Annotated in this window: 21 protein-coding genes; 6 read left to right on the forward strand and 15 right to left on the reverse strand. The window is 73.2% G+C overall.

Annotation, left to right across the window (positions count from 1 at the left end):
- Entirely contained in the window at positions 1-720 is a 720-nt protein-coding gene (locus tag CXH06_RS12785) for a glycosyltransferase family 2 protein (protein ID WP_114855587.1), read from the reverse strand.
- A gap of 166 nt (positions 721-886) precedes the next feature.
- Between CXH06_RS12785 and CXH06_RS12790 the strand changes: the two genes are divergently transcribed.
- From CXH06_RS12790 to CXH06_RS12805, 4 genes are read left to right on the forward strand one after another with little or no spacing between them, the layout of a single operon-like run.
- Positions 887-2212, forward strand: a complete 1326-nt coding sequence (locus tag CXH06_RS12790; RefSeq protein ID WP_114855588.1) for a nucleotide sugar dehydrogenase — start codon at positions 887-889, stop codon at positions 2210-2212.
- A 4-nt stretch (positions 2213-2216) separates the two neighbouring features.
- Entirely contained in the window at positions 2217-2642 is a 426-nt protein-coding gene (locus CXH06_RS12795; RefSeq protein WP_114855589.1) for a DUF2304 domain-containing protein, read from the forward strand.
- On the forward strand, positions 2639-4627 hold the full coding sequence (locus CXH06_RS12800; RefSeq protein WP_114855590.1) for a DUF6541 family protein: 1989 nt from the start codon (positions 2639-2641) through the stop codon (positions 4625-4627). The genes CXH06_RS12795 and CXH06_RS12800 overlap by 4 nt, the downstream gene beginning before the upstream one ends.
- Entirely contained in the window at positions 4614-5744 is a 1131-nt protein-coding gene (locus CXH06_RS12805) for an acyltransferase (RefSeq protein WP_114855591.1), read from the forward strand. Before CXH06_RS12800 ends, CXH06_RS12805 begins: the two co-directional genes overlap by 14 nt.
- An 18-nt stretch (positions 5745-5762) precedes the next feature.
- On the opposite strand, the gene CXH06_RS12810 is transcribed toward CXH06_RS12805, so the two are convergent.
- Positions 5763-6965: a glycosyltransferase gene (locus tag CXH06_RS12810; RefSeq protein WP_114855592.1), complete on the reverse strand. Its 1203-nt coding sequence runs from the start codon at positions 6963-6965 to the stop codon at positions 5763-5765.
- Positions 6965-8029, reverse strand: a complete 1065-nt coding sequence (wecB, locus tag CXH06_RS12815; RefSeq protein WP_114855593.1) for a non-hydrolyzing UDP-N-acetylglucosamine 2-epimerase — start codon at positions 8027-8029, stop codon at positions 6965-6967. The genes CXH06_RS12810 and wecB overlap by 1 nt, the downstream gene beginning before the upstream one ends.
- Positions 8030-8197: 168 nt before the next feature.
- Here wecB and CXH06_RS12820 point away from each other — a divergent pair, with 168 nt between their 5' ends.
- Positions 8198-9568, forward strand: a complete 1371-nt coding sequence (locus CXH06_RS12820; RefSeq protein ID WP_114855594.1) for a glycosyltransferase — start codon at positions 8198-8200, stop codon at positions 9566-9568.
- Positions 9568-11871 carry a glycosyltransferase gene (locus CXH06_RS18445; RefSeq protein WP_198684069.1) on the forward strand — a complete coding sequence of 768 codons (2304 nt, stop codon included), beginning with the start codon at positions 9568-9570 and terminating at the stop codon, positions 11869-11871. Before CXH06_RS12820 ends, CXH06_RS18445 begins: the two co-directional genes overlap by 1 nt.
- 61 nt (positions 11872-11932) lie before the next feature.
- Here CXH06_RS18445 and CXH06_RS12835 read toward each other — a convergent pair whose 3' ends face one another.
- The 12 genes from CXH06_RS12835 to CXH06_RS12890 form a co-directional block, all read right to left on the reverse strand.
- Positions 11933-13027, reverse strand: coding sequence for a glycosyltransferase (locus CXH06_RS12835; protein ID WP_114855595.1), 1095 nt, complete (start codon positions 13025-13027; stop codon positions 11933-11935).
- The gene (locus CXH06_RS12840; RefSeq protein ID WP_114855596.1) at positions 13027-14919 is read right to left on the reverse strand and encodes an ABC transporter ATP-binding protein; all 1893 of its coding nucleotides are present in this window, start codon (positions 14917-14919) and stop codon (positions 13027-13029) included. The genes CXH06_RS12835 and CXH06_RS12840 overlap by 1 nt, the downstream gene beginning before the upstream one ends.
- Before the next feature lie 63 nt (positions 14920-14982).
- Complete coding sequence (locus CXH06_RS12845; protein WP_114855597.1) at positions 14983-16965, reverse strand: DUF6541 family protein; 1983 nt, start codon at positions 16963-16965, stop codon at positions 14983-14985.
- A 40-nt stretch (positions 16966-17005) separates the two neighbouring features.
- Entirely contained in the window at positions 17006-18487 is a 1482-nt protein-coding gene (locus CXH06_RS12850) for a glycosyltransferase family 4 protein (protein ID WP_157975732.1), read from the reverse strand.
- Positions 18480-19487 carry a Gfo/Idh/MocA family protein gene (locus CXH06_RS12855; RefSeq protein WP_114855599.1) on the reverse strand — a complete coding sequence of 336 codons (1008 nt, stop codon included), beginning with the start codon at positions 19485-19487 and terminating at the stop codon, positions 18480-18482. The genes CXH06_RS12850 and CXH06_RS12855 overlap by 8 nt, the downstream gene beginning before the upstream one ends.
- Positions 19484-20599 (reverse strand): DegT/DnrJ/EryC1/StrS aminotransferase family protein, encoded by a 1116-nt coding sequence (locus tag CXH06_RS12860; protein ID WP_114855600.1) that lies wholly within the window; start codon positions 20597-20599, stop codon positions 19484-19486. The genes CXH06_RS12855 and CXH06_RS12860 overlap by 4 nt, the downstream gene beginning before the upstream one ends.
- Positions 20596-21282, reverse strand: coding sequence for an acyltransferase (locus CXH06_RS12865; protein ID WP_114855639.1), 687 nt, complete (start codon positions 21280-21282; stop codon positions 20596-20598). The genes CXH06_RS12860 and CXH06_RS12865 overlap by 4 nt, the downstream gene beginning before the upstream one ends.
- Before the next feature lie 23 nt (positions 21283-21305).
- A complete protein-coding gene (locus CXH06_RS12870) occupies positions 21306-22445 on the reverse strand; it encodes an acyltransferase (protein WP_114855601.1) in 1140 nt (379 codons plus the stop codon).
- On the reverse strand, positions 22442-22969 hold the full coding sequence (purE, locus tag CXH06_RS12875) for a 5-(carboxyamino)imidazole ribonucleotide mutase (protein ID WP_114855602.1): 528 nt from the start codon (positions 22967-22969) through the stop codon (positions 22442-22444). Before purE ends, CXH06_RS12870 begins: the two co-directional genes overlap by 4 nt.
- Positions 22966-24201 (reverse strand): 5-(carboxyamino)imidazole ribonucleotide synthase, encoded by a 1236-nt coding sequence (locus tag CXH06_RS12880; protein WP_114855603.1) that lies wholly within the window; start codon positions 24199-24201, stop codon positions 22966-22968. The genes purE and CXH06_RS12880 overlap by 4 nt, the downstream gene beginning before the upstream one ends.
- A gap of 19 nt (positions 24202-24220) precedes the next feature.
- A complete protein-coding gene (locus CXH06_RS12885; RefSeq protein ID WP_114855604.1) occupies positions 24221-25672 on the reverse strand; it encodes an ATP-binding protein in 1452 nt (483 codons plus the stop codon).
- Positions 25673-25675: 3 nt separating this feature from the next.
- On the reverse strand, positions 25676-26371 hold the full coding sequence (locus CXH06_RS12890) for a response regulator transcription factor (protein WP_114855605.1): 696 nt from the start codon (positions 26369-26371) through the stop codon (positions 25676-25678).
- Between the last annotated feature and the right edge of the window lie 85 nt (positions 26372-26456).

The following is a 26456-nucleotide window of genomic DNA, read 5'->3' on the forward strand; positions in this document are numbered from 1 at the left end:
TCAGCGGAAGAGCATGTCGATGACGATGTTCACCGAGTTCAGCACCGACTGGCCCTTCGAGCGGGAGTAGTCGGTGTAGAGGATGTGGACCGGATGCTCCGCCACCGTGAGGTGGTGGCGCCCGATCTCCTCGACGATCTCCGAGGCGTGCGCCATCCGGTTCTGCTCGATGGTGATCTTCTCGCAGGCCTCGCGCCCCATCACCCGCAGGCCGTTGTGCGCATCGGTGAGCTTCACCCCGCTGGTGAGGTTCGAGTACCAGACCGCGCCGCGCAGCACGACCCGCTTGAGCAGCCCGGGCTGGGTGCGCGCGTCGAGGAAGCGGGAGCCGAGCACGATGTCGACCCCCTCTCGCTCGCGCTGGGCGATCATCGACGCGGCGTCGTCGACCTGGTGCTGGCCGTCGGAGTCGAAGGTCACGACCTGGCGCATCGCGGGGTCCCGCAGCGCGTAGTCGATGCCGGTCTTCAGCGCCGCGCCCTGTCCCATGTTGTACGGATGGCGCACCACCGCGGCGCCGGCCCGCTCGGCGATCTCCGCCGAGTCGTCCTGGCTGCCGTCGTCGACGGCCACCACCAGCGGATAGCGGGTGCGCAGATCACGGATCACGTCCCCGACCACCTGCCCCTCGTTGAACAGGGGGACGACGAACCAGGTGGTGTCCAGCCCCGGCGAGGCGTTCCCGCGCTCCGGATCGTCCACGGGATCGGTCGTGCTCACGTGCTCTCCTCCTGGACTGCCGTGCGGACGCGGCGGCGAAGCGGCGGGCGGCCGACGTGCAGGATCCTGCACGGCCGATGAGGATACCCTGTCACGGTGGGCCGCCCCCGGTGGTCATCGACGCGCATGCGGCGCCCCCGCGGGCGCCCGGAATGAAGGAGATCACGTGAGGACTGCTGTTGTCGCCCTGGGGAAGATCGGCCTGCCGCTGGCCGTTCAGTTCGCCGATGCCGGGCACGAGGTCATCGGAGTCGACACCAATCCGCGCCAGGTCGAGCTGATCAACCAGGCGAAGGAGCCCTTCCCCGGTGAGGCGCACCTGCAGGAGAAGCTCAGCGAGCTGGTGCCCGCCGGTCGCCTGCGGGCGACCACCGACTACGCCGAGGCGATCCCCGGTGCCGACGCCGTGGTGATCGTGGTGCCCCTGTTCGTGGACGACGCCACCTGGGAGCCGGACTTCGCCTGGATGGACTCCGCGACCCGTTCCCTGGCCGAGCACCTGGCCCCGGGCACCCTCGTCTCCTACGAGACCACCCTGCCGGTGGGCACCCTGCGCACCCGCTTCGTGCCCATGATCGAGGAGATCTCCGGGCTGAAGGAGTCCGAGGGCTTCCACGCCGTGTTCTCCCCCGAGCGGGTGCTGACCGGCCGCGTGTTCGCGGACCTGCGCAAGTACCCCAAGCTCATCGGAGCGCTCACCGCCTCCGGCGCCGAGAAGGCGCGGGAGTTCTACGAGTCCGCCCTGACCTTCGACGAGCGACCCGACCTCCCCCGCCCCAACGGCGTGTGGGACCTGGGCAGCCCCGAGGCGTCCGAGCTCGCCAAGCTCGCCGAGACCACCTACCGCGACGTGAACATCGCGCTGGCCAACGAGTTCGCGCTGTTCGCGCAGGACCACGGCATCGACGTGTACAAGGTGATCGAGGCCAGCAACTCCCAGCCCTACTCCCACATCCATTCCCCCGGCATCGCCGTGGGCGGACACTGCATCCCGGTCTACCCGCGGCTGTACCTGTCCACCGATCCGGCGGCGACCACCGTGCGCACGGCGCGCACGCTCAACGCCTCCGTGCCCGCGCACCTCGTGCAGCGGGCCGCGGGCCTGCTGGGCTCCCTCGAGGGGAAGAAGGCCGTGGTGCTCGGCGCGTCCTACCGCACCGGTGTGAAGGAGACCGCGTTCTCCGGCGTGTTCCCCGTCGTCGAGGCGCTGCGCGAGCACGGCGCCGAGGTCGCGGTGCACGACACCTACTACGACGACGAGGAGATCCGCGGCTTCGGCTGGGAGCCCTACCACGTCGGAGAGGCCGCCGACCTCGTCATCGTCCAGACCAACCACCCCGAGTACGCGCAGCTCGGCGCCGCCGACGTCCCCGGCGTCGCCCTGATCGTGGACGGGCGCAACATCACCACCGCCGAGAACTGGGTGGGCACCCCCCGCCTCGTCCTCGGCGACGGCTCCGCCTCCACCCACCAGCAGGCCGAGGAGGCCTGAGCCGATGGGCGCCCCGGACCTGATCCTCGCCCTGGGCCCCGCCCTCGGGGTGGGCAGCCGCACGTTCATCATCCAGCTCCTGCTGGTGCTGGGCATCGTGGCGATCATCGGCTGGCTGTTCGCCAAGCGCGGCGCCAAGCAGCTCGCGGTGCGCCGTCTGCTGGTCATCGCCTTCGCGGTGTTCGCCGTGCTGACGGTCCTCTTCCCCGGGGTGCTCTCACGGGTCGCGAACCTGGTGGGCGTGGGCCGCGGAGCGGACCTGCTGCTGTACGCGACGGTGCTGGTCCTGCTGGGCTTCCTCGCGCTGCAGGAGGCCCGCACGAAGGCCGCCGAGAAGCGGACCACCTACCTGGCACGCCGACTGGCCCTGGACGAGGCGGAGCACGCGGTGGACTACCGCGAGAGGTCTCTGCGCGCCCACGAGGGATGATCTCCCTGCTCGTCCTGCTCCTCGCGATCCTCGTCGTCCTCGCGGCGGCGTACCTGCCCGGGTACGCCGCCGTGCGGATGCTCGGAGGCTCCCCCCTGCTCGCCCTCGCCCTCGCCCCGGCGCTCGGCGCGGCGATCGGCGGGATGGGTGCCGTCGCCGCGGCGATGATCGGCCTGCGCTGGTCGCTGCTGCCCTTCGCGCTCGGCGCGGCGGTGCTGATCGCGGCGTGCTGGGGGCTGCGCCGGGTCGGGCTGCGCCTGCCCGCCACAGTGCTCGACGGCCCGCTCGCCCCGTCGCGCGCCGTTCCGCTCGCACCGCTCTGGCTGACGGGCGCCCTCGCCATCGCCGTGCTGCCGATCGCGCAGCAGGCCGGCCGGCCCGATGCGATCCTCGAGCGCTGGGACACCCTCTACCACCTCTCGGCGCTGGAATGGATCCGGGAGGGCGGGGACGCCTCGAGCCTCCACCTCGGCGCGGTCGCGACCACCACCGGGGAGACCTCCTTCTACCCCGCCGCCTTCCACGCCCTGGCGACGCTGACCCCGTGGGGCACGACCCCCGTGCTGCTCAACGGCGCCGTCCTCGCTCTCGCCGTGGTCCCCTGGGTGCTGGGCGCCGCCCTGCTGGCCCGGGCCGTGCTCCCCGCGATCCCCTGGGCGCCCTTCGCCGCGGCGACAGCGGCGGCGCTGATCCCCGCCGCTCCCCTGGACCTGTGGATCCACCTCTCGCCGATCCCCAATCTCACCGGCTTCGCGGCGATGACCGGCGCACTCGCCGGCGCAGCCGCCCTGTGGGGAGCGCTGCTGAAGGACCCGGCCCGCTCGTCCTCCGACCGCGTCGGAGAAGGACCCGTCCCGGCGGGGCGCTTCTCGACCTCACTGGCCGCCCTGGCGGCGGTGGGCCTGGCCGGAGTGGGGCTGGGCCTCCTGCATCCCAACGTCGCGGTCACCGCCCTGATCCTGCTCACGGTGCTCACCGCGGTCACCGGCGCCACCTCCTGGCGGGCGCACCCCGCCCTGATCGCCGTGCCCGTGCTGGCCCTGCTGCCGGTCGCCCTGCTCTCCTACACACCGCTGGGCTCCCAGGTCACGGGCTTCAACGGTGGGCTGGAGGTGTCCTGGTGGCTCGCACTCGGCGAGGTCGCCCTGGGTCTGCTCACGGTGTGGCCGATGGCGCTCGGCGTGGTGCTCGCGGTGCTCTGGTGGCCCGGCCTGATCGTCGCGCTGCGCTCCTCCGCCCTGCGCTGGCTGGGCATCGCCTGGCTGGTCATGACCGTGATCTATCTCGATGCGGCCCTGGACTCCCCGCTGAACCTCTCGGCCCTGTACTACCGCGGCCAGGACCGCGTCGCGGTGCCGCTGGCGATGCTGTCCGCGGTGCTCGTGGTCCCGGGCCTGCGTGCCTGGTCGCAGCTGCTGCGCGGCCTCGGGCGGGACCCTCGCGAAGGACGGCGCCGGCGCCTCGCCTCCCCGGTGGTGGCGGTCCTGGTGGCCGCCGCGGTCGTCGCGGGCCTCGCCTCGATCCCCGCGCGCAGCGACAACGCCGCGAAGAACCTGGCCCCGGACTACCCGGGCCGCGGTCGCTTCCTCCAGGCCGAGGAGCGGGAGCTCTTCGAGCAGGAGGTCCCCGCGATGGATCCCGACGGCACCGTGCTGGCCAGCCCGTTCTCCGGCGCCGCGCACCTGTACGCGATGTTCGGGCAGGACGTGCGGTTGAAGGTCGCCGGGATGGCGTACTCCGATCTGGACCGCGACCTCATCTACGCCACCGAGGATGCCGCGACCGACCCCGCCTCCTGCCGCCTCCTCGAGGAGAACGGCATCTGGTACGTCTACCAGGAGATCCAGCCGTACAACCGTCACAAGACCTCCGATTCCGTGAACTACGCGGGGACGGACCTCGGCACCGTCCTGTTCCACACCGACCATTCGCGGATGATCCAGATCGACTGCGACCCGGGAGACGGGAGCTATGACCCCCACTGACGACGCCCACGCCCCCGCCCGCACCACCGCGCCGGCCGATCCCCTCGGTGATCACGCCGCGCGGACGGCACCTCCCGCTGTGCGGACCCGCCGCTACTCCCCGCTCCTGGACGTGCTGCGGATCGTCGCCGTCATCGGCGTCGTCACCGTCCACGTGATCGCCGATCACCTGGCGACCGAGGCGGCCGTGCCGATTCATGTCCTGCGCTCGCTGCTGGCCACCACGGTGCCCGCCTTCATCATGATCTCCGGGGCGCTGAACCTGGCACCGGCCGCGATGCGGCACGGCTCGGGCCGCTTCCTGGGACGGCGCTTGCGCCGCCTGCTCCCGGCCACCGTGGTGTGGACCGCCTTCTACCTGCTGATCATGAACATCTGGCTCCCCGCCGAGGAACCCGATCCGCGCCAGGAGGTCCTGGACCTGATCACCGCGGACACCTACCCCCATCTGTACTTCCTGCCGCTGATCATCGGGCTGACCGTGATCACGCCCGTGATCGCGACCTATGTCGGCGACTCGGCGCGACGGGCCTGGACCACGGGCGCCGTCGCCGCGGGCTGGGCGCTCGCGGTGATGGCGGTGCCACCCCTGACCGAGGGGCTGCTCGGGGAGGCCGTGGTCCCGCTCCAGCTCGGAGCGCTGACCTACTTCCTGCCGTTCATCGGCTACTACGTCCTGGGCCGGGCGGCCTGGGCCGCCCCCGTCGGGCGGCGCGGCGCCCTCGCGCTGCTGCTGGCGGCCGTCCCCGTCCTGACAGCGCTGACGGTCTGGGCGTACCTCTCGCGCGTCACCGACGCTCCCCCGGGGCAGGTCCTGCTGCCCACCTACGTCAGCCCCTTCGTCATGCTGCTGTCGCTGGCGCTGGTGATCGCCCTGATGGGACTCGGGAAGAGCTGGAGGGTCGGGACACAGGCCGAGGGCGTCCTGCGCACTCTCGGCGACGCCACCTTCGGCGTGTTCCTGGTGCACTTCGCGATCCTCATCCCGCTGCGCGGGCTCGGATTCCCGGAGACCTCGGTGCTCGCGGTGCTCGCGCTGATCGCCGTGGTCACCACGGTCTCCTTCGCCATCGCCCTGCTCGGCAAGCGGGTCCCGGGACTGCGCGAGATCCTCTGACCGGGCGGCGGCGCGGGCTCAGCGCCGCAGGGACCCCAGCACCTGCTCGGCCGCCTGGGCGGCGCAGCCGGCGAGGGAGGCGTTCTCGAGGGTCCAGGCGCGGGTCCGCTCCGGATCGGGGGCCGAGGTCCCCGCGATCGCGGCGAGCATCGCGGCGGCGACCTGCTCGGCATCGTAGTCGCAGGCCCAGCCGAGCTGGTTGTCCCGGATCCGGTCATGGGCCGCGCCCTCGCCGGCGTGGATGACGGGCGTGCCGGTCGCCGTGGCGGCGTAGATCTTCGTGGGCAGCGCGAACTCGTAGCCCTGCCCCGGGGTGATCGAGGAGAGCCCGGCGAGCGCACCGCGCAGATGGGCGGCCACCTGCGCCGGCGGGATCTTGTCGCGGAACTCGACGCCCTCGATGCCCTCGGCGCGGACCCGCTCCTCGAGCTCGTCCCGACCGCTGCCCTCGGAGAAGAACAGCAGCCGCGCCTCGGGATGCTCCCGGTGGACCCGGGAGAAGGCCTCGAGGAACACCCCCGCCCCCTGCCACTCGGAGACCGTCCCCGCGTACACGAAGTACGGGCCGCTCTCCCCCGCGTCCGGTCCCTGCGGCGTGAAGGTCTCGGTGTCGATGCCGTTGCCCACCATCGCCAGCTGCGGCCGGGCCCCGATGAGCTGCTCGAGACGATGCTGCACGCCCGGGGAGATCGTCAGCACGCGCGCCGCACGCTTCCACACCGTGGTCTCGGCCCAGCGCACCGCGGAGATGACCGGGGACGGGACCCCCTCGACGCTGCCGGCCGCATCGGACCAGACGTCCGCGGCGTAGAAGGTGTAGGGCGCCCGGCGCACCGCGGCGGCGACCATCCCCACCATGCCGGTGGTGGGCGGGGGCTCGAGCACGAGAGCGTCCATCCGTCGCTGCAGCAGCAGGCGCAGGGCGAGCGGCAGGTCGAAGCTCAGGTAGGAGACGTAGCCGCGGACCTGGCCCTGGTGGTCGCGCTTGACCGGCCAGCGGGAGACCTTCCGCGCCCGCGAGCGCACCCGGCCGGCGCCCGGCGCGGTGGTGGTGAGCACCGTGACCTCCGCACCCGCCCGCTCGAGAGCGAGGACCAGAGCCTCCTGACGGAAGGCCGCGGCGACCGGCTCGGGCGCGTACACGCGGGTCGCGACGACCACGTGCGGCGGCCGCTCCGCTCGGCGCAGGGTGCGGGAACGGGCCCGGGAGCGCGGGCGCATCAGGCGCGCTCGCGGAGCGCGTCGACGCTGCGCAGGGCGGCGCGTCCGTCGCCGTAGTGGTCGGGCCGCTGTGCCGTGGGCGCCGGCCGGCTGACCGCGGCGGTGAGCTCCGCGGGGTCGGCGACCAGGCGGTTCCAGTCGTTCTCGAGGGTCTCGACCCATTCGGTCTCGGTGCGCACGGTGGAGCACGGGGTGCCCAGCAGGTACGCCTCCTTCTGCAGGCCGCCGGAGTCGGTGACGACCGCGGCGGCGTGCTGGACGGCGCCCACCAGCTCGGGGTAGGCGACCGGCTGGCCGACGTGGACCGCGCCGCCGGCGAGCTCGATGCCGGCGTCCTGCGCCTTGGCGACCAGGCGGGGATGGGCGAACAGGGCCAGCGGGATCTCGAGCGCCTGGAGGGAGTCGACGATCGCGCGCAGGCGCTCGGGCTCGTCGGTGTTGTCGGCGCGGTGGATGGTGGCCACGGCATAGGGGGCCGAGGGGTCGATACCCTCGGGCAGGGACGGTGCGCTCTGGGCGACGGAGGCGGCCACCCGCAGGCACACGTCGGTCATCACGTCACCGGTGACCAGGGTGCGGTCGGCGAGGCCCTCGGCGGCCAGGTGCTCGCGGGCCACCTCGGTGGGGGCCAGGAGGAGGTCGGCGGCGTGGTCGGTGAGGACGCGGTTGTGCTCCTCGGGCATGCGGCGATTGAAGGAGCGCAGCCCGGCCTCGAGATGGGCGACCTTGAGGTGCATCTTCACCGCGGACAGGGTGCCGGCGAGGGTGGAGTTGGTGTCGCCGTAGACGAGGGTCCAGTCCGGCCGGTGCTCCTCGAGCACCTCGTCCATGCCGGCGAGCATCGCGCCGGTCTGGCGGCCGTGGGAGCCGGAGCCGACGGAAAGGTTGACGTCGGGGGCGGGGATCCGCAGATCCGCGAAGAAGACGTCGCTCATGGCGGCGTCGTAATGCTGTCCGGTGTGGACGATGATGTGCTCGACGTCGTCGCGCTGGGCGGCCGCATCGGCGATCGCGGCGAGCTTGACGAACTGCGGGCGCGCGCCCACGACGGACAGGATCTTCACGTCAGGTTCTCCTCCTCAGGGTCCGGCAGGGTTCCGGACGTGCCGGCCGGAGCACGGGTACAGTGAGCGTGCTCCACAATAGCCAACGGTCTGCACCGTGCGGCACACCACCAGACAGTCGAGGACCGGCGTGCGGCACACCGCGCCGGGCTCGGGAACGGACCATGGATGACGTCAGGCGATGGCTCGCGGGTGGCCGTGCTCGTGTACAACGACTGCGCGAACGATTCACGGGTCCTCAAGGAGTCCGCGTCCCTGCGGGACGAGGGCTACGAGGTCCGGATCATCGCCGTCGAGCGCCGCGAGCGGGGCCGCATGGCCGAGGTCACGACCCTGGGAGAGAACCTCCTGCTCGAGCGGGTGCCGGAGTTCGCGATCGAGCGGATCCTGCCCGCCCTCGCCCCGATGTGGCGCCGGCTCATCAGCGGCGATCCCGGGATCGATCCCGACTCCCCGCCGCCCGCCCTCCCCGCATCGGTGCCGCCGAGCCCGAGCGGGACCTCCGCCCCCGCCGCGGCGAAGGGCCGGGCCCTGCGCGCTCTGCGGGGACTCGGCGAGCGCGCCTATCGCACGGTCTCGCTGGGGACGTACTGGGTCAACGCGACGCGCGCGGGCACCGGCTTCGCCCCCGATGTCATCCACGCCAACGATGCCAACACGCTGGTCCCCGCGATGCTCATCCGCGCGCTCTCGCGCCGACCGATCGCGATCGTCTACGACTCCCACGAGCTGTGGCGGCACCGCAACGTCCGCTCCGACCGCCTGCTGGCGCCCCTCGTCGAGCGGCTCACCGAGGCCGTCGGTGTCCGACGGGCCGACGGAGTGATCACCGTCTCCCCCTCGATCGCCGACTGGCTGCAGAGGGCCTACCGCCTCGAGGACGCGCCCGTGCTGGTCCGCAACGTGCCGGTGGCCGACGAGCTCCCCGACCGCGCGACGGGGGTGCTGCGCGCCCGCGCGGGACTGTCGGCGACCGATCGCGTCATCGCCTACGGCGGCCGCATCACCACGGCACGCGGGATCGAGGAGACCATCGCGGCGCTGCCGCACCTCGATCCGTCCGTGCACTTCGTCCTGCTGGGATACGGCGAGGAGGCCGCGCTGGAGGCCGTGCGCTCCGAGGCCCGGCGCCAGGGGGTCGCCGACCGCGTCCACCTCGTCGGCGCGGTCGCTCCGGAGGACGTCTCGCGCTCCCTCGCCGACGGCGACGTGGCCGTGGTCCATGTCCGCCCCATCTGCCTCTCCTACCGCTACGCGCTGCCCAACAAGCTCTTCGAGTCGATCCGCGCCGGGCTGCCGATCGCCGCGGCCGACCTCCCGGACATGCGCCAGGTCGTCGAGGAGCTGGGGGTGGGCGCCGTGTTCGAGGGGTCCAGCCCAGAGGACCTCGCCGCGGCCCTGCGCGAGATCCTCGAGGATCCCGACGCCTATCGCGAGCGTGCCCGCGCGGTGGCCCCGATGCTGACCTGGGAGCGGGAGACGGAGGAGATGCTCGCGATGTACCGCCGGCTGCTCGAGGACCGGGAGGTGGAGCGCTGATGCAGGTCACCATCGTCACCACCTGGTTCCCGACCGAGGTCGCGCCCGCCCGCGGCTCCTTCGTGGTGCGGGACGCCCTGGCGATCGCCCGCCATGCGCAGGTGCGGCTGATCCATCTGGTGCCCCCGGCCGACGACGACGGCACCCGGCGCGTCGTTCATCAGGGCATCGACGTCCTGCGCCTGCCGATGGATCCGCGGCGACCCGATCAGGTGCTGCGCGTCGCCCGCCGGCTCCCCCGCGCCCTCGAGGGAGCCGACGTGGTCCACTCGATGGCCTTCTCCGCGCTGCTCCCGCTCGCGATCCGCCGTCCCCGCGCCCCGTGGGTCCACACCGAGCACTGGTCCGCCCTGACCACCCCGGAGACCCTCCCCGCCCCCGCACGGCGGGGCCTGCCGGCCCTGTCCCGGCTCCTGGCCCTGCCCGATCGCGTCACCGCGGTCTGCGAGTTCCTCGCCCGTCCGATCCGCGAGGTGCGCGGTCAGCGGCCCACGGACATCGTGCCCTGCATCGTGGACCCCGGCGAGCTGGTGCCCCGCCGCGACCGGCGCGACGGCGCCCTGCGCCTGGTCTCCACCGGCGGCCTCATCCCCCGCAAGGACCCGCTGCTGGCCGTGGACGTGCTGGCCCGCCTCGTCGCCGAGGGGACCGACGCGCATCTGGAATGGCTGGGCGACGGCCCGCTGCGGGAGGAGACCCTGCGCCGCGCCGCCGATCTCGGGGTGGCCGAGCGGCTCACCCTGCCGGGCTCGGTCGACGCCGAGGAGGTGCGCGCCGCCCTCGGTCGTGCCGATCTGTTCTTCGGTCCCACCCGGGCCGACAACTTCTTCGTCTCCGCCGCGGAGGCCATCGTCGCGGGACGTCCCGTGGTCCTGGGCAGCACCGGCGGCCAGGGCGAGTACGTCCAACCCCGCATCGGGGCGCTCGTGGACGAGCAGTCGTCGGAGGCCTACACGGCGGCGATCCTCGAGGTCGACCGTCGCACCCGGGACCTGCCCGCGCAGGAGATCGCGGACACCATCGGCGAGAGCTTCTCCACCCCGGCCGTGGGCGCGGGCTACGCGCGGAGCCTGCAGCTGGCCCTCTCCAGCGGTCCGCACTTCCCCGTCCATCCCGCGCGGGAGCCCGGCGCGGAGGACCTCGGCGCGTCGGCCGCCGCGGGCGACGGCGCCCCGGACCGTCCCTCGCTGCTGATCCTGTCCTTCTCCGACATCTCCCGGGATGCCCGGGTGCTCAAGCAGGTGCGGATGCTCTCCGCCGACTACCGCGTCGTGACCTGCGGCTACGGCCCCACGCCCGAAGGATCGGCGCAGCATCTCCAGATCCCCTCGGAGCTCAAGCAGTGGCGGCTGGACAAGAGCCTCGCCCTCACCCGGCGGTTCCGGCGCACCTACTGGGAGCAGGAGGTCGTCGCCTGGGTGTGCGCGCAGGGCCTGCCGCGCACCGACGTGGTCCTGGCCGATGACGTGGACACCGTGCCCCTGGCGCTCTCCCTGCGGCCCCGCGGCGGCGTGCACGCGGACCTCCACGAGTACGCGCCGCGGCAGAAGGAGGACCGCCTGGCCTGGCGGCTCGGCGTGGCGCCGTACCTGCGATGGATCTGCCGCACCTACGTCACCCGCGCGGACTCCGTGACGACCGTCGGGCACGGGCTGGCGCGCGAGTACGAGCGGGAGTTCGGGATCCGCGCCGAGGTGGTGACCAATGCCGCGCCGTACCAGGAGCTCTCCCCCGTGCCGACCCGGGAGGCGCTGCGCCTGGTCCACTCCGGTGGGGCGATGCCCTCACGGCGCCTGGACCTCATGATCGACGCGATGCGGGAGACCGACATCGACGCGACGCTGGACCTCTACCTGGTGCCCAGCGATCCCGGCTACGTCGACCGGCTGCGGGCGATGGCCGAGGAGCTGCCGGCGGGACGCGTGCGCGTCCACGACGCCGTCCCCTACGACGAGCTGCACGCCGTCCTCAACGACTACGACGTCGGCATCTTCGTGTGCCCGCCCACGACCTTCAACCTCGCCAACGCCCTGCCCAACAAGGTGTTCGACTTCGTGCAGGCGCGGCTCGCGCTCGTGGTCTCCCCCACGCCCGAGATGCGCTCCCTGGTCGAGGAGAACCAGCTCGGCGCGGTCACGGCGGGCTTCGCGGCCGAGGATCTCGCCGAGACCCTCCGCGGGCTCTCCCCCGCGGCGGTCGCGGCGGCCAAGAGCTCCTCGGACCGGCACGCCCGGGCGCTGTCCGCCGAGCAGCAGAGCGGGGCCTGGGTGCGCGCGGTCGCCACGCTCGCCGCGCGCGCCTGAGGGCGACCGCCCCACGGCGTCGGGGCCGCCGACGGCCTGCGGCGTCGGCGGCCCCTCGCCGTCAGCGGGAGAGTGCGCTCAGATCGGCCGCGACCTGCTCCGCCCGCGCCGTCCAGGTCTGCTGCTCGCGCACCGTGCACACCCGATCGGTGAGGTCCCGCAGCGCCGTCCGGTCGTCGCGGAGCGCGGCCAGCGCGCCGGAGATCGCCTCGGCGCCGTAGTCGACCCGACGACCGGCACCCAGGGACTCCACGAGATCGCCCGCGTGGGTGCCCGAGGTGGCGATGACCGGCTTGCCGTGCCCGATGTACTCGAAGAGCTTCACCGGCGCGGCGAAGTCCCGGTACGTGGCCGGCTCCACCGTCAGCAGGCACAGGTGCGCGCGCCGGAACAGAGGCAGCAGCTCCGGCCCGCGGGCGTGGACGATCTCGATCCGGTCCGCGCAGGTCTCCGCCTGGGGGTACTCGTCGCGGACGGCGCTCCAGGCCTCCTCGGGAGTGCAGAAGATCAGGCGGACGCCGTCGGTCGCCGTGACCGCCTCGAACAGATGGTGCATGCGGTAGTACTCGGAGACGTTGCCGACGTACAGCAGGGTCAGCTCCCCGTGCTCGTCGCGGCGGCTGTCGTGGATCGCCCCGCCGGGCGGCAGCGCGGACACCTGCTCCTCGCGGATCCAGGGGACGAAGGAGGCCATCTTCTCCGACGGCAGGTAGACGCGATCCAGCCCGCGGTAGGCGACCAGCTCCGCGGTGTACAGCGTGGTGGTCCCGACGGCGATCAGCGATCCCACGTCCTCGCGGTAGGCGGGGAAGCGCCAGTACACGTCGCGATAGAACATGCCCGTGGGCACCTCGTGCCGGCGCAGCAGGCGCAGCAGCGAGAGGTCCACGACAGGGTGGGTGGGCAGGTGGTGCGGCTCGGTGAGCAGCGTCGGCATCGTGGAGTTCTCGCCGTAGGCGAAGTCCAGCTCGAGGCCGTCGCGCAGGGCGCGGCGGAGACGGTGCAGCGCGGCGGCCCGCTCGCGGCCGCGGCCGGTCACCTCGACGACGTCGTACCCGGCGTCCTCGAAGGCGTCGCGCATCTTCGCGGGACGCACCCCGGAGCCCGTGTCCCGTCCGCGCAGCGGATACGGGGCGTGGAAGAGCATGGTCGGCATCAGGACTCCTCCCCCTCGACGGGGTCAGCGGCGCGCTGCTCGGAGGCGTGCGCGGTGGGCGGGTGCGGGAGGTCGATGGTCCGCTCACCGGTGAGCCCGGCCAGGGCGGCCTGCTCGGCGAAGGCCGGCACGGAGGCGACCACCTCGTCGAAGGTCCCGGCGGCGGCGACGGTGCCCTCGCTCATGTAGAACACGATGTCGGCGTGCTGGATGGTCGCCAGGCGGTGGGCGATGGTGATGGTGGTGACCTCCTCGCCCAGCCCGCGGATCGCCTCGGTGACGGCGGCCTCGGTCTTGGTGTCCAGGGCGCTGGTGGCCTCGTCCATCACCAGCACGGACGGCTCCGTGTACAGGCCGCGGGCGATGCCCATGCGCTGGCGCTGTCCGCCGGAGAGGGTCATCCCGCGCTCCCCGAGCCGGCCGTGGAGGCCCTCGGGACGCGCCTCGATCACCTCGAGCATCTGCGCCCGGTCCAGGGCGGCGCGCACACGGTGCTCGTCGACCTCCTCCGGGTTCCAGGTCAGCGCCACGTTCTCGCCGACGGTCACGTCGAACAGCGAGACCTCCTGGGGGACGTAGCCCACCGAGGAGCGCCACTGGCGCAGCACCGTGGTCATGTCGACGTCATCGATGAGGATCCGCCCGGAGCTCGGCGTCAGCAGGCCCAGCAGCAGGTCCACGAGCGTGGACTTGCCGGCACCGGAGCTGCCGACGAAGGCGACCGAGGATCCCGCCGGGATGCGCAGCGAGACGCCGTCGACGGCCGGCTCCTCGCGCTCGGGGTAGGTGAAGCTGACGTCCTCGAGGACGATGTCGTGCAGGCCGGAGCGGAGGGAGCCGGTGTCGGGGGCGTCCCGGCGCTGCACGGCCCCGCGGGCGAACTCGATGTCGTCGATGATGTAGTCCGCGAAGGCGGCGTTCGTGAGGATCCGGTTCTGGGTGGACTGGAAGCGGGTCAGCGAGGGCACCAGGCGGAACCCGGCCACGGCGAACAGCGCCACCGAGGTCATCGCCGCGGTCGGGCCGTCGCCGGAGGCCATGCCGCCCAGGTATCCGGCGCCGCCGACGACCACGAAGCCGCCCACCAGCCCCGCGTCCAGCACGAAGCGCGGCATCTGGTTGTAGTACTGGGCGAAGGCGCGCGTGCGAGCGGCCGAGGCGCGACGATCGGCGACGATCTCCTCGACCTGCTGCTCGTTCCCCTTGAGCGTGAGCTCCTTGAGCGCGGCGAGGACCTCGCCCAGCAGGCGCACGACGGCGATGGAGTTGTCGCGGTTGACCGCGCCGTTGGTGACGGCCAGGGGGCTCACCACGCGCGAGAGCAGCAGGGCGATCAGCCCCAGGTAGACGAAGGTCGCCACGGCCGTCTTCCAGTCCACGATCAGCAGGCCGATGCCGATCACCGAGATCGTCGCGAACTCGGCGACGACCGTCATCGAGGGCATCAGCACGTTGGCCACCACGGCGGCGACGCCGGAGTCGACCATGCGGATGATCTCCTGCGTGGACTTCGAGGTGCGATCGACCCAGGAGGCCGACATGTACGAGCGGAACAGGGTCTGCCCGATCGTGACCTCGTGCTGGGCGAAGCGCTGGGTGGCGATGCGGATCGTTAGCAGATTCAGGAAGCTCTTGACGATGATCAGGACCACGAACACCCCGACCAGCCACATCATCTCTTCGAAGGACTGCAGCTGCCACCCCACGATCGGGATGGTCACCGGGCTGCCGGTGTCCATGAGCCCGGGGATGACCACGGCGATCGCGCCCAGGGCGACCACATCGAGGAGGGCGAGCAGGCTCATCACCACCCCGAAGGTCACCAGGAATCGACGAGAGCTCCTGGGCAGCACGGACAGCGTGCGTCCCACGATCCTGATCGTCTGCTTCACCGGTGGTCTCCTTCTCCGGGCCTTCCGAGGGCCCCTGGTGGGTGTGTTCTGCGTCCTGCGCTCTCAGCAGGGCGGGGTGAACTCGTACAGAGCGTACGGCCCGTCCTCGTCCACCGGTGTCAGCAGGTGGTCAGGGACACGATGGACTCCGGCCCAGGGCTCCGAGGCCTCCGGGTCCAGGCTCCGCCCCGAGTACGCCGAGGAATCGACGTAGAGGTGCGTGGGCTGCTGTCTCTCGAGCGCCTCGCACACCCGGCCGCGGTCGTCCGGCTCGGCGACGTAGCGACCGATGAGGCGCTGGTCCTCGGTGATCGGCCGCGCCATGGTCGGGTAGACGGTGCGGACCCCGCCGAGCGACCAGTACAGGGTCGCCCCGTCCCGCGGGTCGGCGAGCACCACGGCGTCCTCGGGCAGCTCCTGCGCCGTCCGTTCGATGAACTCCCGCTCCTCCGGCGTGACGTACGGGGAGAGCTGGACACCGTAGGCGGTGTAGGCGAGCGACCCCAGCAGCGGCAGCCGGCCGGGCACCACGAGGCCGAGGACGATCGTGATCCACAGCAGGGCGGTCGCGGTGATCGCGCCGACCCGCAGCAGGCGGGTCCGCTCGGTCATGAGGGTGCCGAGCCCTCGTGCCATCAGCAGCACCAGCACGCACATCATCAGCGGGGCGATGCGCTCGCGCGCACCGTACCAGGGATTGACCAGGGCGGTCGCGATCGTTCCCGGCAGGTCGGTCGCCATGCCGAGGACGATGGTCGCCCCCAGGGCCACGAGGGCGGAGACCATGACCGGCTCGCGCCGTCGGACGGCGAGGACGCCGCCGAGGAGCGCGAGCAGCCAGACGGTCGCCAGCGGCCAGAAGGGATCGGCCAGCGCGGGGATGCGCGGCGTGTCGGTGAGGATCTGCCTCAGCAGCTCGCCCGCGCCGAGCCCGCTCGGGCGCGTGAGGTCCATGCCGGCGAGGGTCACCATGGAGCCCAGGAGGTACACCCCCGCCGCGAGAGCGGCGACCAGCAGCAGCACGAGGCCGCGGCGCCGCAGTCCCCGCTGCAGGTCCACGATCCCGTGGCCGATCAGGACGCTGCCGCCCACCACGGCGGCGGAGAAGAGCACGGAGGGGTGGGCGAGGGCCGCTCCGGCCACGAGGACCACGGCGAGGAGCACCTCCGGCCGGCGCCGTCGGGCGGCGCGGTCGCCCAGGCGCAGCACGGCCGCGACCGCCGGGGGCAGGCAGACGGTGCCCAGGACGATGGGCCACAGTCCCATCACGAGTCCCATGGCGGCCGTGCTGAGGAACAGCGTGCTCGCCCCCGCCGCGCACAGGGCCAGCACCGGTCCGCGCACCCGGTCGGTCACCAGCGCGGCGACCATCGCGGCGACGGCCGCGGGCAGCGCCGCGAGGCACGCGAGCATCAGGGCGTTGGAGGAGGTGACCGGGTCCCAGGGCAGCAGCGCGCCGAGCGCGTCGAAGGTGACCGGGTAGTAGGTGGGTTCGCCGTAGATGTCCTGGAGCGCCGTCAGCGGGAAGGCGTCGCCGTCGGCGCGGATGAAGGCGTTCGCGGAGAGATGGAAGAAGGAGTCGTAGCTGCCGTTGAGGGTGTCGATCCCTCCCATCCGCCGCGCGGCGGATGCCACCGTGAACAGACCCATGAGCAGGGCGCAGCCGGTGACGGCCGCGGCGACGGGGCGTGATCGGCGCGCACCGGACCCTCCGACGCTCACGAGCTGCGGCAGCACGCTCGGGGGCCGGGCTCCGCCCTGGCCTCGCAGGTGCCTTCCGCGGCGGCGTCCGCGCCACGAGACCAGCAGCAGCTTCGCGCCGAGCACGCCGAGCACCGCCAGCAGCAGGCCGATGATCACCGTCCCCACGGACCAGCGCAGCCCCAGCACGTGCAGCACGGCACCCAGGACCGTCGCGAGCACCACGGTGATGACGGGGGCGATGCCCCAGCGCACCGGCATGCGCACCTCGGCGAGGACGAGGAGGAGGAATCCGGGCCCGGCCAGCAGGGCCCAGGAGAGGAGGACCGGCAGGAGCGTGCTCACCCGTCCCGCCCTCCACGGGGCGGGCGGGTCACCCCGCCGCTCACCGGCGAGTTCCCCCGAGCTCGAGGCCCTGGGCGTACCCGGCGAGGACCCGCTCCGGGTCACGTTGCTCGACGGCGAAGGCGCGGGCGGCCCGCGAGGCCTCGCGCAGCGCGGCGGGATCGGCCAGCTCCAGGATCCGGTCGACGGCGGCGTCCCGATCCGCGACCACCCAGCGGGCGTCGTAGACCGTGGCGGCCCCGCCGTACGCGGCCGTCTCCGGCCAGTCGCGCACGACCGCGGCGCAGCCGGCGGCCATGCCCTCCATGATCGACTCGTGGGTCCCCTCGTGCCGGGAGCTGGAGAGGATGACCCCGGCCTCGGCCAGCAGGGCCGGCACGTCCTCCCGCCGTCCCAGGATCTCCACCGCCTCGGGGGCGACGGCGGCCAGGCGGGCGCGCACCCGCCGCTGATAGGGGGTGTCGGTGCTCGGTGCCGCCGGCAGGGCGGGGCCGATCAGCCGCAGCCGGTAGCGCTCGTCGTGCTCGCGCAGGCGCTCGAGCACGTCGAGGCTGAACAGGACGTCCTTGATCTCGCGCAGCCAGCCGACCTGCACCAGCAGATGCGCATCGCGCTGCCCGGACGGCTCGGGCCCGAGCCCACGGGTGAGCAGGTTCCCGACCTGCTGGGAGGGGACCTGCAGGTAGGAGGGCACGATGCGGCACAGCATGGTGCGCACCGGGGGCGAGACGTACAGCAGCCCGTCGATGCGGGAGGTGTCCGTGAGCAGCGGGAAGGGGGTGAACGCCTCGAAGCGGTGCAGGCGGACGGCCAGGTGGCGCGGGGCCCGATCCAGCAGGGTCACCCAGGTCAGCACGTGGTGGGCCCATTCCACGAGCACGACGTCGGCCCACTCGTAGCCGTCGACGAGCTCCGGGGGCGTGGGCAGCAGCTCCCCTCCCCGGAGCGCGTCGTGGCGCGCCCGCAGGATCCGGTCGCGGTCCGCGAATCCGGGGGCGGCGAGCTCGTCGACGTCCACGGTGCGGACCTCGACACCGCGCGCGGTGAGCGCATCCAGCACGGGCCGGATGAACGTCCAGTTCTCCTGGGCGATCACCAGGAGGCGCACGGGTCCCTCGCCGCGTTCGCGCGGCGCGGGGCGCGCGGGCTCGGGGAGCGCCGGCGGTTCCTCGGGGAGCATGACGCCCCCGATGGCCGACCTCCGCACCGCGCGCAGGAACTGGTCCGGATCGGCGGCCAGCGGCGAGGTGCCCGCCTGGTGCAGCGATCCGTGGTAGCTGAGGCGCAGCGCCTTGTCGAACCACCGCAGCGCCGCGTCCACCCGCCCCCGGCGCAGCGCCGCGTCGGCACGGTCGAGCAGGACGTCGACGCCCTCGCGCCAGGGCGCGGTGAGCGGGTCCTCCGCGATCAGGTGCTGGGACCAGAAGTAGACGCCCATGCCGCCCACGCCGCCGGGGAGATGCCGTGCAGCTCTCGACCCGGCGACGATGGCGCGCTGCATCAGGTCCCCCAGGTCAGGCATCACCCGTGCCGATCTGCACGACGGCGTCGCGGCGGGCGCTCTCCAGCACCGCCTCGACCGTGCGCACGGTGTGCAGGCCCTCGCGCATCGTCACGATGTTCGCCCCCTCGCCGCGGACGGCGTCCCGGAAGGCCTCGTGCTCGGTGGCCAGGGGCTCCTTGCGCTGCAGGGAGTAGCGGATCGAGTCCCCCTCGCTGACCCCGCGGAAGGAGGCCATCGACTCCCACACGTTGGTCTGCGCCTCGCCGTTGGAGTGGAAGGTGAGATCGGCGTTGATGGTGTCTCCCACCAGAGCGCCCTCCTCCCCCGTGACGACCGTGACCCGCTCCTTGAAGGGAGAGAGCCAGTTGACCAGGTGGTTGGTGATGGTGCCGTCCTCGAGCCGCCCGGCGATCGAGACCATGTCCTCGTCCTCGCGGCCGGAGCGGCGCGTGGAGACGGCGCCGACCTGCGCGTAGGGGGACTGCGCGACCCAGGCGGTCAGATCGAGGTCGTGGGTGGCGAGGTCCTTGACCACGCCCACGTCCGCGATCCGGGCCGGGAAGCCGCCCTGGCGGCGGGTGACGATCTGGTAGATCTCTCCCAGCTGGCCGTCGGCGATGCGACGGCGCATCTCCTGCAGCGCCGGGTTGTACCGCTCGATGTAGCCCACCGCGCCCACCAGGCCGGCCCGCTCGAACGTCGCCGTGATCTCCTCGGCCTCGCCGATGTCGAAGGCGAGCGGCTTCTCGACCAGGGTGTGCACCCCGGCCTCGGCGAGCCGCATCGCCACGTCGCGGTGGAACTGCGTGGGCACGGCGACCACCACGTAGTCGACGCGGGCGGCGATGAGCGCCTCAACGTCCGGCAGGATGTCGTAGCCCGGCGCGGCGCCGTGGGGGTCGCCGTGGGCATCGGCGACGGCGACCAGGTCCACCCCCTCCAGGGCCTGGAGGTTGCGGGCATGATGGCGGCCCATCATGCCCAGCCCGATCAGTCCGGCCCGCAGCGTCGCGCTCATGCTCCCGCTCCCGCCGACGCCACCGTGTTCACGGCGTGGACGATCCTCTCGCGGTCCTCGTCGCTCACGCTGGGATGCACCGGCAGCGAGAGCACCTCGCGCGCGAGCATCTCGGTGACCGGGAGGTCCTGTGCGGTCCGGAAGGTCTCCAGCCGGTGCACGGGCGTGGGGTAGTACACGCCGGAGCCGACCCCGTGCTCCTCCCGCAGCGCAGTGGCGAAGGCGTCGCGCTCCGCGGCGGAGGCGCCCTCGATCCGGATCGTGTACTGGTGGTAGACGTGCGTGGCCCGTTCCCGGACCACGGGGGTGATCACGCCGCGCAGATGGGCGTCGAAGAAGGCAGCGTTGTCCTGGCGGCGGGCGGTCCAGCCGGCGAGCTTGCGCAGCTGCACCCGACCGATCGCCGCGTGGATGTCGGTCATGCGGTTGTTGAAGCCGGCGACCTCGTTCGCGTACTGCGTCTCCATGCCCTGGTTGCGCAGCAGGCGCACCTGGCGGGCGGTCGCGGAGCTCGCGCAGGAGACCATGCCGCCCTCGCCGGAGGTCATGTTCTTGGTCGGGTACAGCGAGTACATCCCGGCCTCGCCGACGGTGCCCACCTGTGCCCCGTCCCAGGTGGCGCCGTGCGCCTGGGCGGCGTCCTCGAACACCCACAGGCCGTGGCGCGCCGCGATCTCGAGGAGCTGATCCAGCGGCGCGGGATGCCCGTAAAGGTGCACGGGCTGGATCCCCACCGTGCGCTCGGTGACGGCGGCCTCGACGGCCGCCGGGTCCAGGGTGAAGGTCTCCGGGTCCACGTCGACGAACACCGGGGTCCCGCCGCAGACGGCGACCGAGTTCGCGGTCGCCGCGAAGGTGAAGGAGGGCACGATGACCTCGTCGCCGGGCCCCAGGCCCAGCGCGAGCATGCCCAGGTGCTGCCCCGAGGTGCCCGAGTTCACGGCCACCACCTCGCGGCCGCCGGCGAGCGCCGCGGAGAACTCCTGCTCGAACGCCGCGACCTCGGGGCCCTGCGCCACCATCCCGGAGGCGAGGACGCGATCGACGGCGTCCCGCTCCTCCTGGCCGATGAGCGGCTTCGCCGGGGGGATCATGGTCAGCTCATCAGTCATGCGGGGATTCCGTCCTGTTCGTCCGGGTCGTGGAGGGCGGCCGGGCGCGGTGCATCGGCCAGGGGCGAGGAGGCGAGCTGGAGGCCTCCCGAGGTCTCGTCGGGGATGTACCACTCCCCGGTGCTGGGGCAGACCCAGGCGTCGGTGCCGTCCGCGGCCTCGACCAGCGGCGAGCCGGCGCGGCCCACCCAGGCGATCCGCCGGGCGGGCACCCCGGCCACGAGCGCGTGCGGGGGCACGTCCTTGACCACGGTGGCGCCGGCGGCGACCATCGCCCAGGCACCGATCGTCACCGGGGCCACGCACACGGCCCGGGCGCCGATCGAGGCTCCGGTCTCGCAGGTCACCCCCACCGGCTCCCAGTCGGAGGCCGATTTCGGGCTCAGGTCGGGGTTCACCGCCCGGGGGAAGTGGTCGTTGGTGAAGACGGCCGCGGGGCCGACGAAGACGCCGTCGGCGAGGACCGCGGGCTCGTAGACCAGGGCGTGGTTCTGGACCTTGCAGCCTCGTCCCATCCGCACCCCGCTGCCGATGTACGCGCCGCGGCCGACGATGCAGTCCTCGCCGAGCTCGGCGCCCTCGCGCACCTGGGCGAGATGCCAGACGGAGCTGCCGTCGCCGATCGTCGCGTCGTCCGAGATGTCGGCCCCCGGGGCGACCCGGTAGGCAGGGGTTCCGCTCATGCCCACGACGATACCGTGCAGGATCACACCTGCCCGGGAGGTCCGCCCGACGGACGGGCACTGTTAGGCATCTCGCCCCCGGGCCGGGCCCGGCGGCCGCCGGGCGCGGCGAGCAGCCATGCCGGGCCGGTCCGGGCGAGCACCGCGTCGACGACGAGGGCGGCGCCGATCGCGAGGATGCTCAGGGCCGGGACCAGGAGGAGGTCCGCGGCCGTGCCGTCGGTGGCTCCCGCGAGGTCGCCCCGCCGCCACAGGACCACCACGAGGTTCAGCACGATCGGATGGACGAGGTAGATGACCAGGGTGCGGCTGCCGAGGTAGCCGCCCAGCCGCGCGAGCGGTGCCCAGCGCGCCAGCAGAGGCAGCAGGGCGATGCAGGCCCCGATCCCGGTGAGGCTGGCGCCGAGCTCGATGCTCCGCAGCAGCGGCAGGGGCAGCTCGGGGCGCAGCGTGCTCGCCGCGAGCGCGCCGAAGCACAGGGCCAGCGCGAGACCCGTCAGCGGGCGGGGGCGCCGGCCGGCCGCGCGGATGCCCTCGTGCAGGGCCCAGCCCAGCACGTACCAGAGGGCGTTGTCGGTGAGCTGGAAGATCCCGTAGACCAGGTCGCGCGGCGCCTCGGCCGCCTCGAGGACGCGCTGCAGCCAGGGGGCGGCGGCGTAGGCGAGCAGCGCCAGGGCGAGTGCCGCGCCCCGGTGCCGCCGCAGCAGGCGGGAGAGGACGAAGAAGACCGGCAGCGCGGCGATGAACCAGTAGGGCGAGCCGATCACGGCCATCCCCGTGATCTCGCCGCGGAGGAATCCGGACGGGTCGTCCGGGGCGTAGCGCGGCCACCCCGTGGCCGCGAACAGCAGGCTCCACAGCACGTAGGGCCACAGCAGGTCGAGGATCCGCGGGCGGAGCACCCGGGACCAGGGACGCTGCAGCGCGCCGGCCGCGAGCACCCCTGCGACCAGGAAGAACAGCGGCATGCGCAGGGGGATCAGCGCGAGGTTGGCCTCGCGCCACCAGGTCGCGGCGGGCCCCTCCCCCAGCAGCTCGGCACCGCCGGAGACCCCGACGTGGTAGACGACCACCAGGACGATCGACATCGCCCGGGCCAGGTCGAGCCAGGCGAGGCGGCCGCCGGTCGCCGGGACGCCTGCCGGGCTCGACGCGGTCGTCATCGTGCGGCGCGGAGCCTCTCCCCCTTGGCCAGGGCGACCTCCCGCAGCTCGGTCTGGAAGGCGGTCATCCGCTCGCGCAGGCGCTCCGCCTCCTCGTCGCCCCCGGCGGCGAGGATGCGGGCGGCGAGCAGGCCCGCGTTGCGGGCGCCGCCGATGGACACGGTCGCCACCGGCACCCCGGCGGGCATCTGCACGATGGAGAGCAGGGAGTCCATCCCGTCGAGGTGCTTCAGCGGCACGGGCACCCCGATCACGGGCAGCGGCGTGAGGGCGGCGAGCATGCCGGGCAGATGGGCGGCGCCGCCGGCGCCGGCGATGACGACCCGCAGCCCGCGGTCCGCGGCTCCGCGGCCCCAGGCGACCATGTCCTCGGGCATGCGATGGGCGGAGACCACCTCGACCGAGGCCGGGATGCCGAACTCGGCGAGCGCCTGCTCGGCGGCCTCCATGACGGGGTGGTCGGAGTCGGAGCCCATGACGATGCCCACCAGGGGGCGGGGCGCGGTCTCGGGGGCGGGGGTCATCGCTTCTCCTCGGTCGCGGGGCCGGCGGGCCGCTCCGGCCCGTCGATGATCAGGCGCTCGGCGCGGTGCGCGCGCTCGAGCAGCTCGGCGGGGTCCTCGCCGAGGAGGGTGACGTGGCCGATCTTCCGGCCCGGCCGGACGGACTTGCCGTAGAGGTGGACCTTGAGCTCGGGATCCGCGGCCAGCGCGGCCGCGGTGCCCGGGGCGAGGTCCTCGGCGGCGCCGCCCAGGAGGTTGACCATCACGGCGGCCGGTGCCAGCGGCGCGGTCGATCCCAGCGGCAGATCCGCGGCGGCGCGCAGGTGCTGCTCGAACTGTCCGGTGCGGGCGCCGTCCATCGACCAGTGGCCGGTGTTGTGGGGACGCATCGCGAGCTCGTTGACGCGGACCTCGCCGCCCGGGAGCTCGAACAGCTCCACGGCGAGCATCCCCGTCACCCCGAGGTCCTCGGCGATCGCGAGGGCGAGCTGCTGGATCTCCTGCTGCGCGGCGTCGTCGAGCCCCGGCGCGGGGGCGACGACCTCGTAGCAGACGCCGTCCTTCTGGACCGACTGCACGACGGGATAGGCGACGGCCTCGCCGCCGGGGCGGCGGGCCACCTGGGCGGAGAGCTCGCGGGTGAAGGGCACGAGCTCCTCGGCGAGCAGCTCGCCGTGCGCGTCGAGCCAGTCCGCGGCCTCCTCGGCGCGCGCGATGACCCGCACCCCGTGAGCGTCGTAGCCGCCTCGCGGGGTCTTCACCACGAGGCGGCCGCCGGCCCCCTCGAGCGCGGCCGCGAGGTCCGCCGCGGACCCGATCCGCCACCAGCGGGGGCAGGGGTGGCCGAGGGCGGTGAGCCGCTCGCGCATGATCAGCTTGTCCTGGGCGTGGACGAGCGCCGCCGGGCCGGGCCGGACGGCGACCTCGCCCTCCTCCTCGAGACGCTCGAGGTGGGCGGTGGGGACGTGCTCGTGGTCGAAGGTGAGCACCTCGACCTCGCCGGCGAGGCCGCGCACGGCGTCCTCGTCGTCGTGCCGGCCGATCCGCACCCGGGCGGCGACGTCCGCGGCGCTCTCGGCGGGGTCGGTGGCGAGCACGGTCGCGGTCAGGCCCAGCTCGGTGGCGGGGCCGAGCATCATGCGCGCCAGCTGTCCGGCTCCCACGATCCCGAGGCGCTGTGCGCTGTGCGGGACGGGGGCGGCGGAGGAGGCGGGGCGGACGGGTGCGGTGGGGCGGGGCGGGGTCTCGGGCACGGCGGACAGTGTACGAGGCTCAGGACCGCGAGCGGGGCCGACGCCGGACCACGGACCCCTGCGGCAGGGCGTCGAGGTCGTCGCCCGCGGAGCGGCCGCGCCCCTCCCCCTCGGCCGCGTGCTCGCCGCGCGGGTGCCGGGCCGAGCGACCGATCCGTCCGCGCAGGCCGCCACGGCGCTCGGCCGGATCGGACCCCTCGTCATCGGATCCCGTCCGCTCCTCGCCCGGAGCGGAGATGAGGAACACGCCGAAGGTCGCCGGGGTCTCGGTGAGCAGCTCGAGGCGCCCGCCGTCGTCCTCGACCAGCGTGCGGGCCAGCGCCAGCCCGACGCCCGTGCCCTGCGAGCTGCGGCCGGAGACCGAGCGCTCGAAGATGCGCGCACCGAGCTCGGAGTCGATGCCGCCGCCCTCGTCGGCCACCTCGACCACGGTCGAGTGGTCGTTGCGACGCACCTTGACCGTCGTCCGGCCCGCACCGTGGACCAGGGCGTTCTCGATCAGCGTCGCGATCACCTGGGTCAGCGGGCCCTGGGAGCCCCACACCGCCGCGCTGCGCGGGACCTGGATCCGCAGCTCCCGATGGGCGCGCCGGTACGCCGGGGACCACTCCTCGCTCTGCTGGGTCAGGACGCTGCGCAGCTCGACCACGCCCGGGGTGCGGCGCTGCGAGGAGCGCGGGGCGTTGATGAGGTCGTGGACCACCTCGGTGAGCCGGTCGATCTGCTCGAGGGAGATGCGGGCCTCCTCGCGCACCCACTCCTCGGAGCTCGTCGCGAGGATCTCGTCGAGCCGCATCGAGAGGGCGGTCAGCGGCGTGCGCAGCTGATGGGATGCGTCGGAGGCGAGCCGGCTCTCGGCCTCGAGGCGCTCGGTGAGCATGGCCCCGGAGCGGGTGAGCTCCTCGGCGACGTCGTCGATCTCGGCGATGCCGGAGTCCTGCCAGGGCCCGCGGGCACGCCCGGAGCCCATCTCCTCGGCCCGGCGGCTCAGTCGCGCCAGCGGCATCGAGATCCGCTGCGCCTGCCACAGGGCGACGGAGATCCCGATCGACAGCGCCGCGAGGCCGGCCACCGAGATGACCACCCAGGCGCTCGCGGTGTGGGTGCGCACGTCGGACTGCGGGATGTACACGGTGATCGACTGCCCGGAGGCGCCGGTGGTGAAGGTCTGGATCGCGAAGTCGCCGTCGGGGTCTCCCGCGGTGATGGTCTGGTCGTCGTAGGTGACCGAGATGGTGATGTCGAGGTCCGGCTGCTCGTCGATGCGGCGCTGGAGCAGGGCCTCGTCGATCACCCGACCTTCCTGGAGCCGTTCCTCGGTGTCGATGCGCACCTGGTCGACGATCTGGTTGGCCCGGTTGGTGAGGTTCTGCTCGGTCGTCGACAGCCAGGAGTACCCCAGCGGGATGCCCAGCAGCAGGACGGCCAGCAGGACCGTGATGATCGTGGCCTGCAGCACTCGCTGCCGCACGCGTCAGCTCTCCAGGCCGGTCTCGAAGCGGAAGCCGACTCCCCTCACGGTGGTGATCCGGAGCGGGTTGGTGGCATCGTCGCCGAGCTTCCGGCGCAGCCACGAGATGTGCATGTCCAGGGTCTTCGTCGAGCCCCACCACTCGGCGCCCCACACCTCGCGCATCAGGTCGTCGCGGGTCACGACGCTCCCGGACTCGCGCACCAGCACGGTGAGCAGGTCGTACTCCTTGGCCGAGAGGCTCAGCTCCTCGCCGTCGGCGTAGGCGCGGCGCGCGGCGACGTCGAGGGTCACGCCGTTGACGTCATAGGTGTCCCCGGACTCCTCCGTGGTCTGCGAGCGGCGCATCAGGGCGCGGATGCGCGCCTGGAGCTCGCCGAGGCGGAAGGGCTTGGTGACGTAGTCGTCGGCACCGGCGTCGAGGCCGACCACCGCGTCGACCTCGTCGGCGCGAGCGGTGAGGATGAGGATGGGTGATTCGAGGCCGCCCTTGCGCAGGCGACGCGCGACCTCGAGCCCGTCCAGGTCCGGCAGGCCCAGATCCAGGATGACCAGGTCGATCGGATCGGATCCTGCGGCGATCGCGAGCGCGTCCATCCCCCGCGACGCCCGCGTCACGGTGTAGCCCTCCCGGTCCATGGCGCGGGAGAGGGGTTCAGCGATGGCCGAGTCGTCCTCGACGAGAAGCAGTCGTGTCACGGTCCCCATCCTACGATGCGACGTTCCCGGGAGCCCTCAGCCCGCTCGGCGCGCCCGCCCGGGGGCGGCGCGGGGTGCGCCGGCC

It is taken from the genome of Brachybacterium sp. YJGR34 (assembly GCF_003347015.1).
Lineage (GTDB): Bacteria > Actinomycetota > Actinomycetes > Actinomycetales > Dermabacteraceae > Brachybacterium.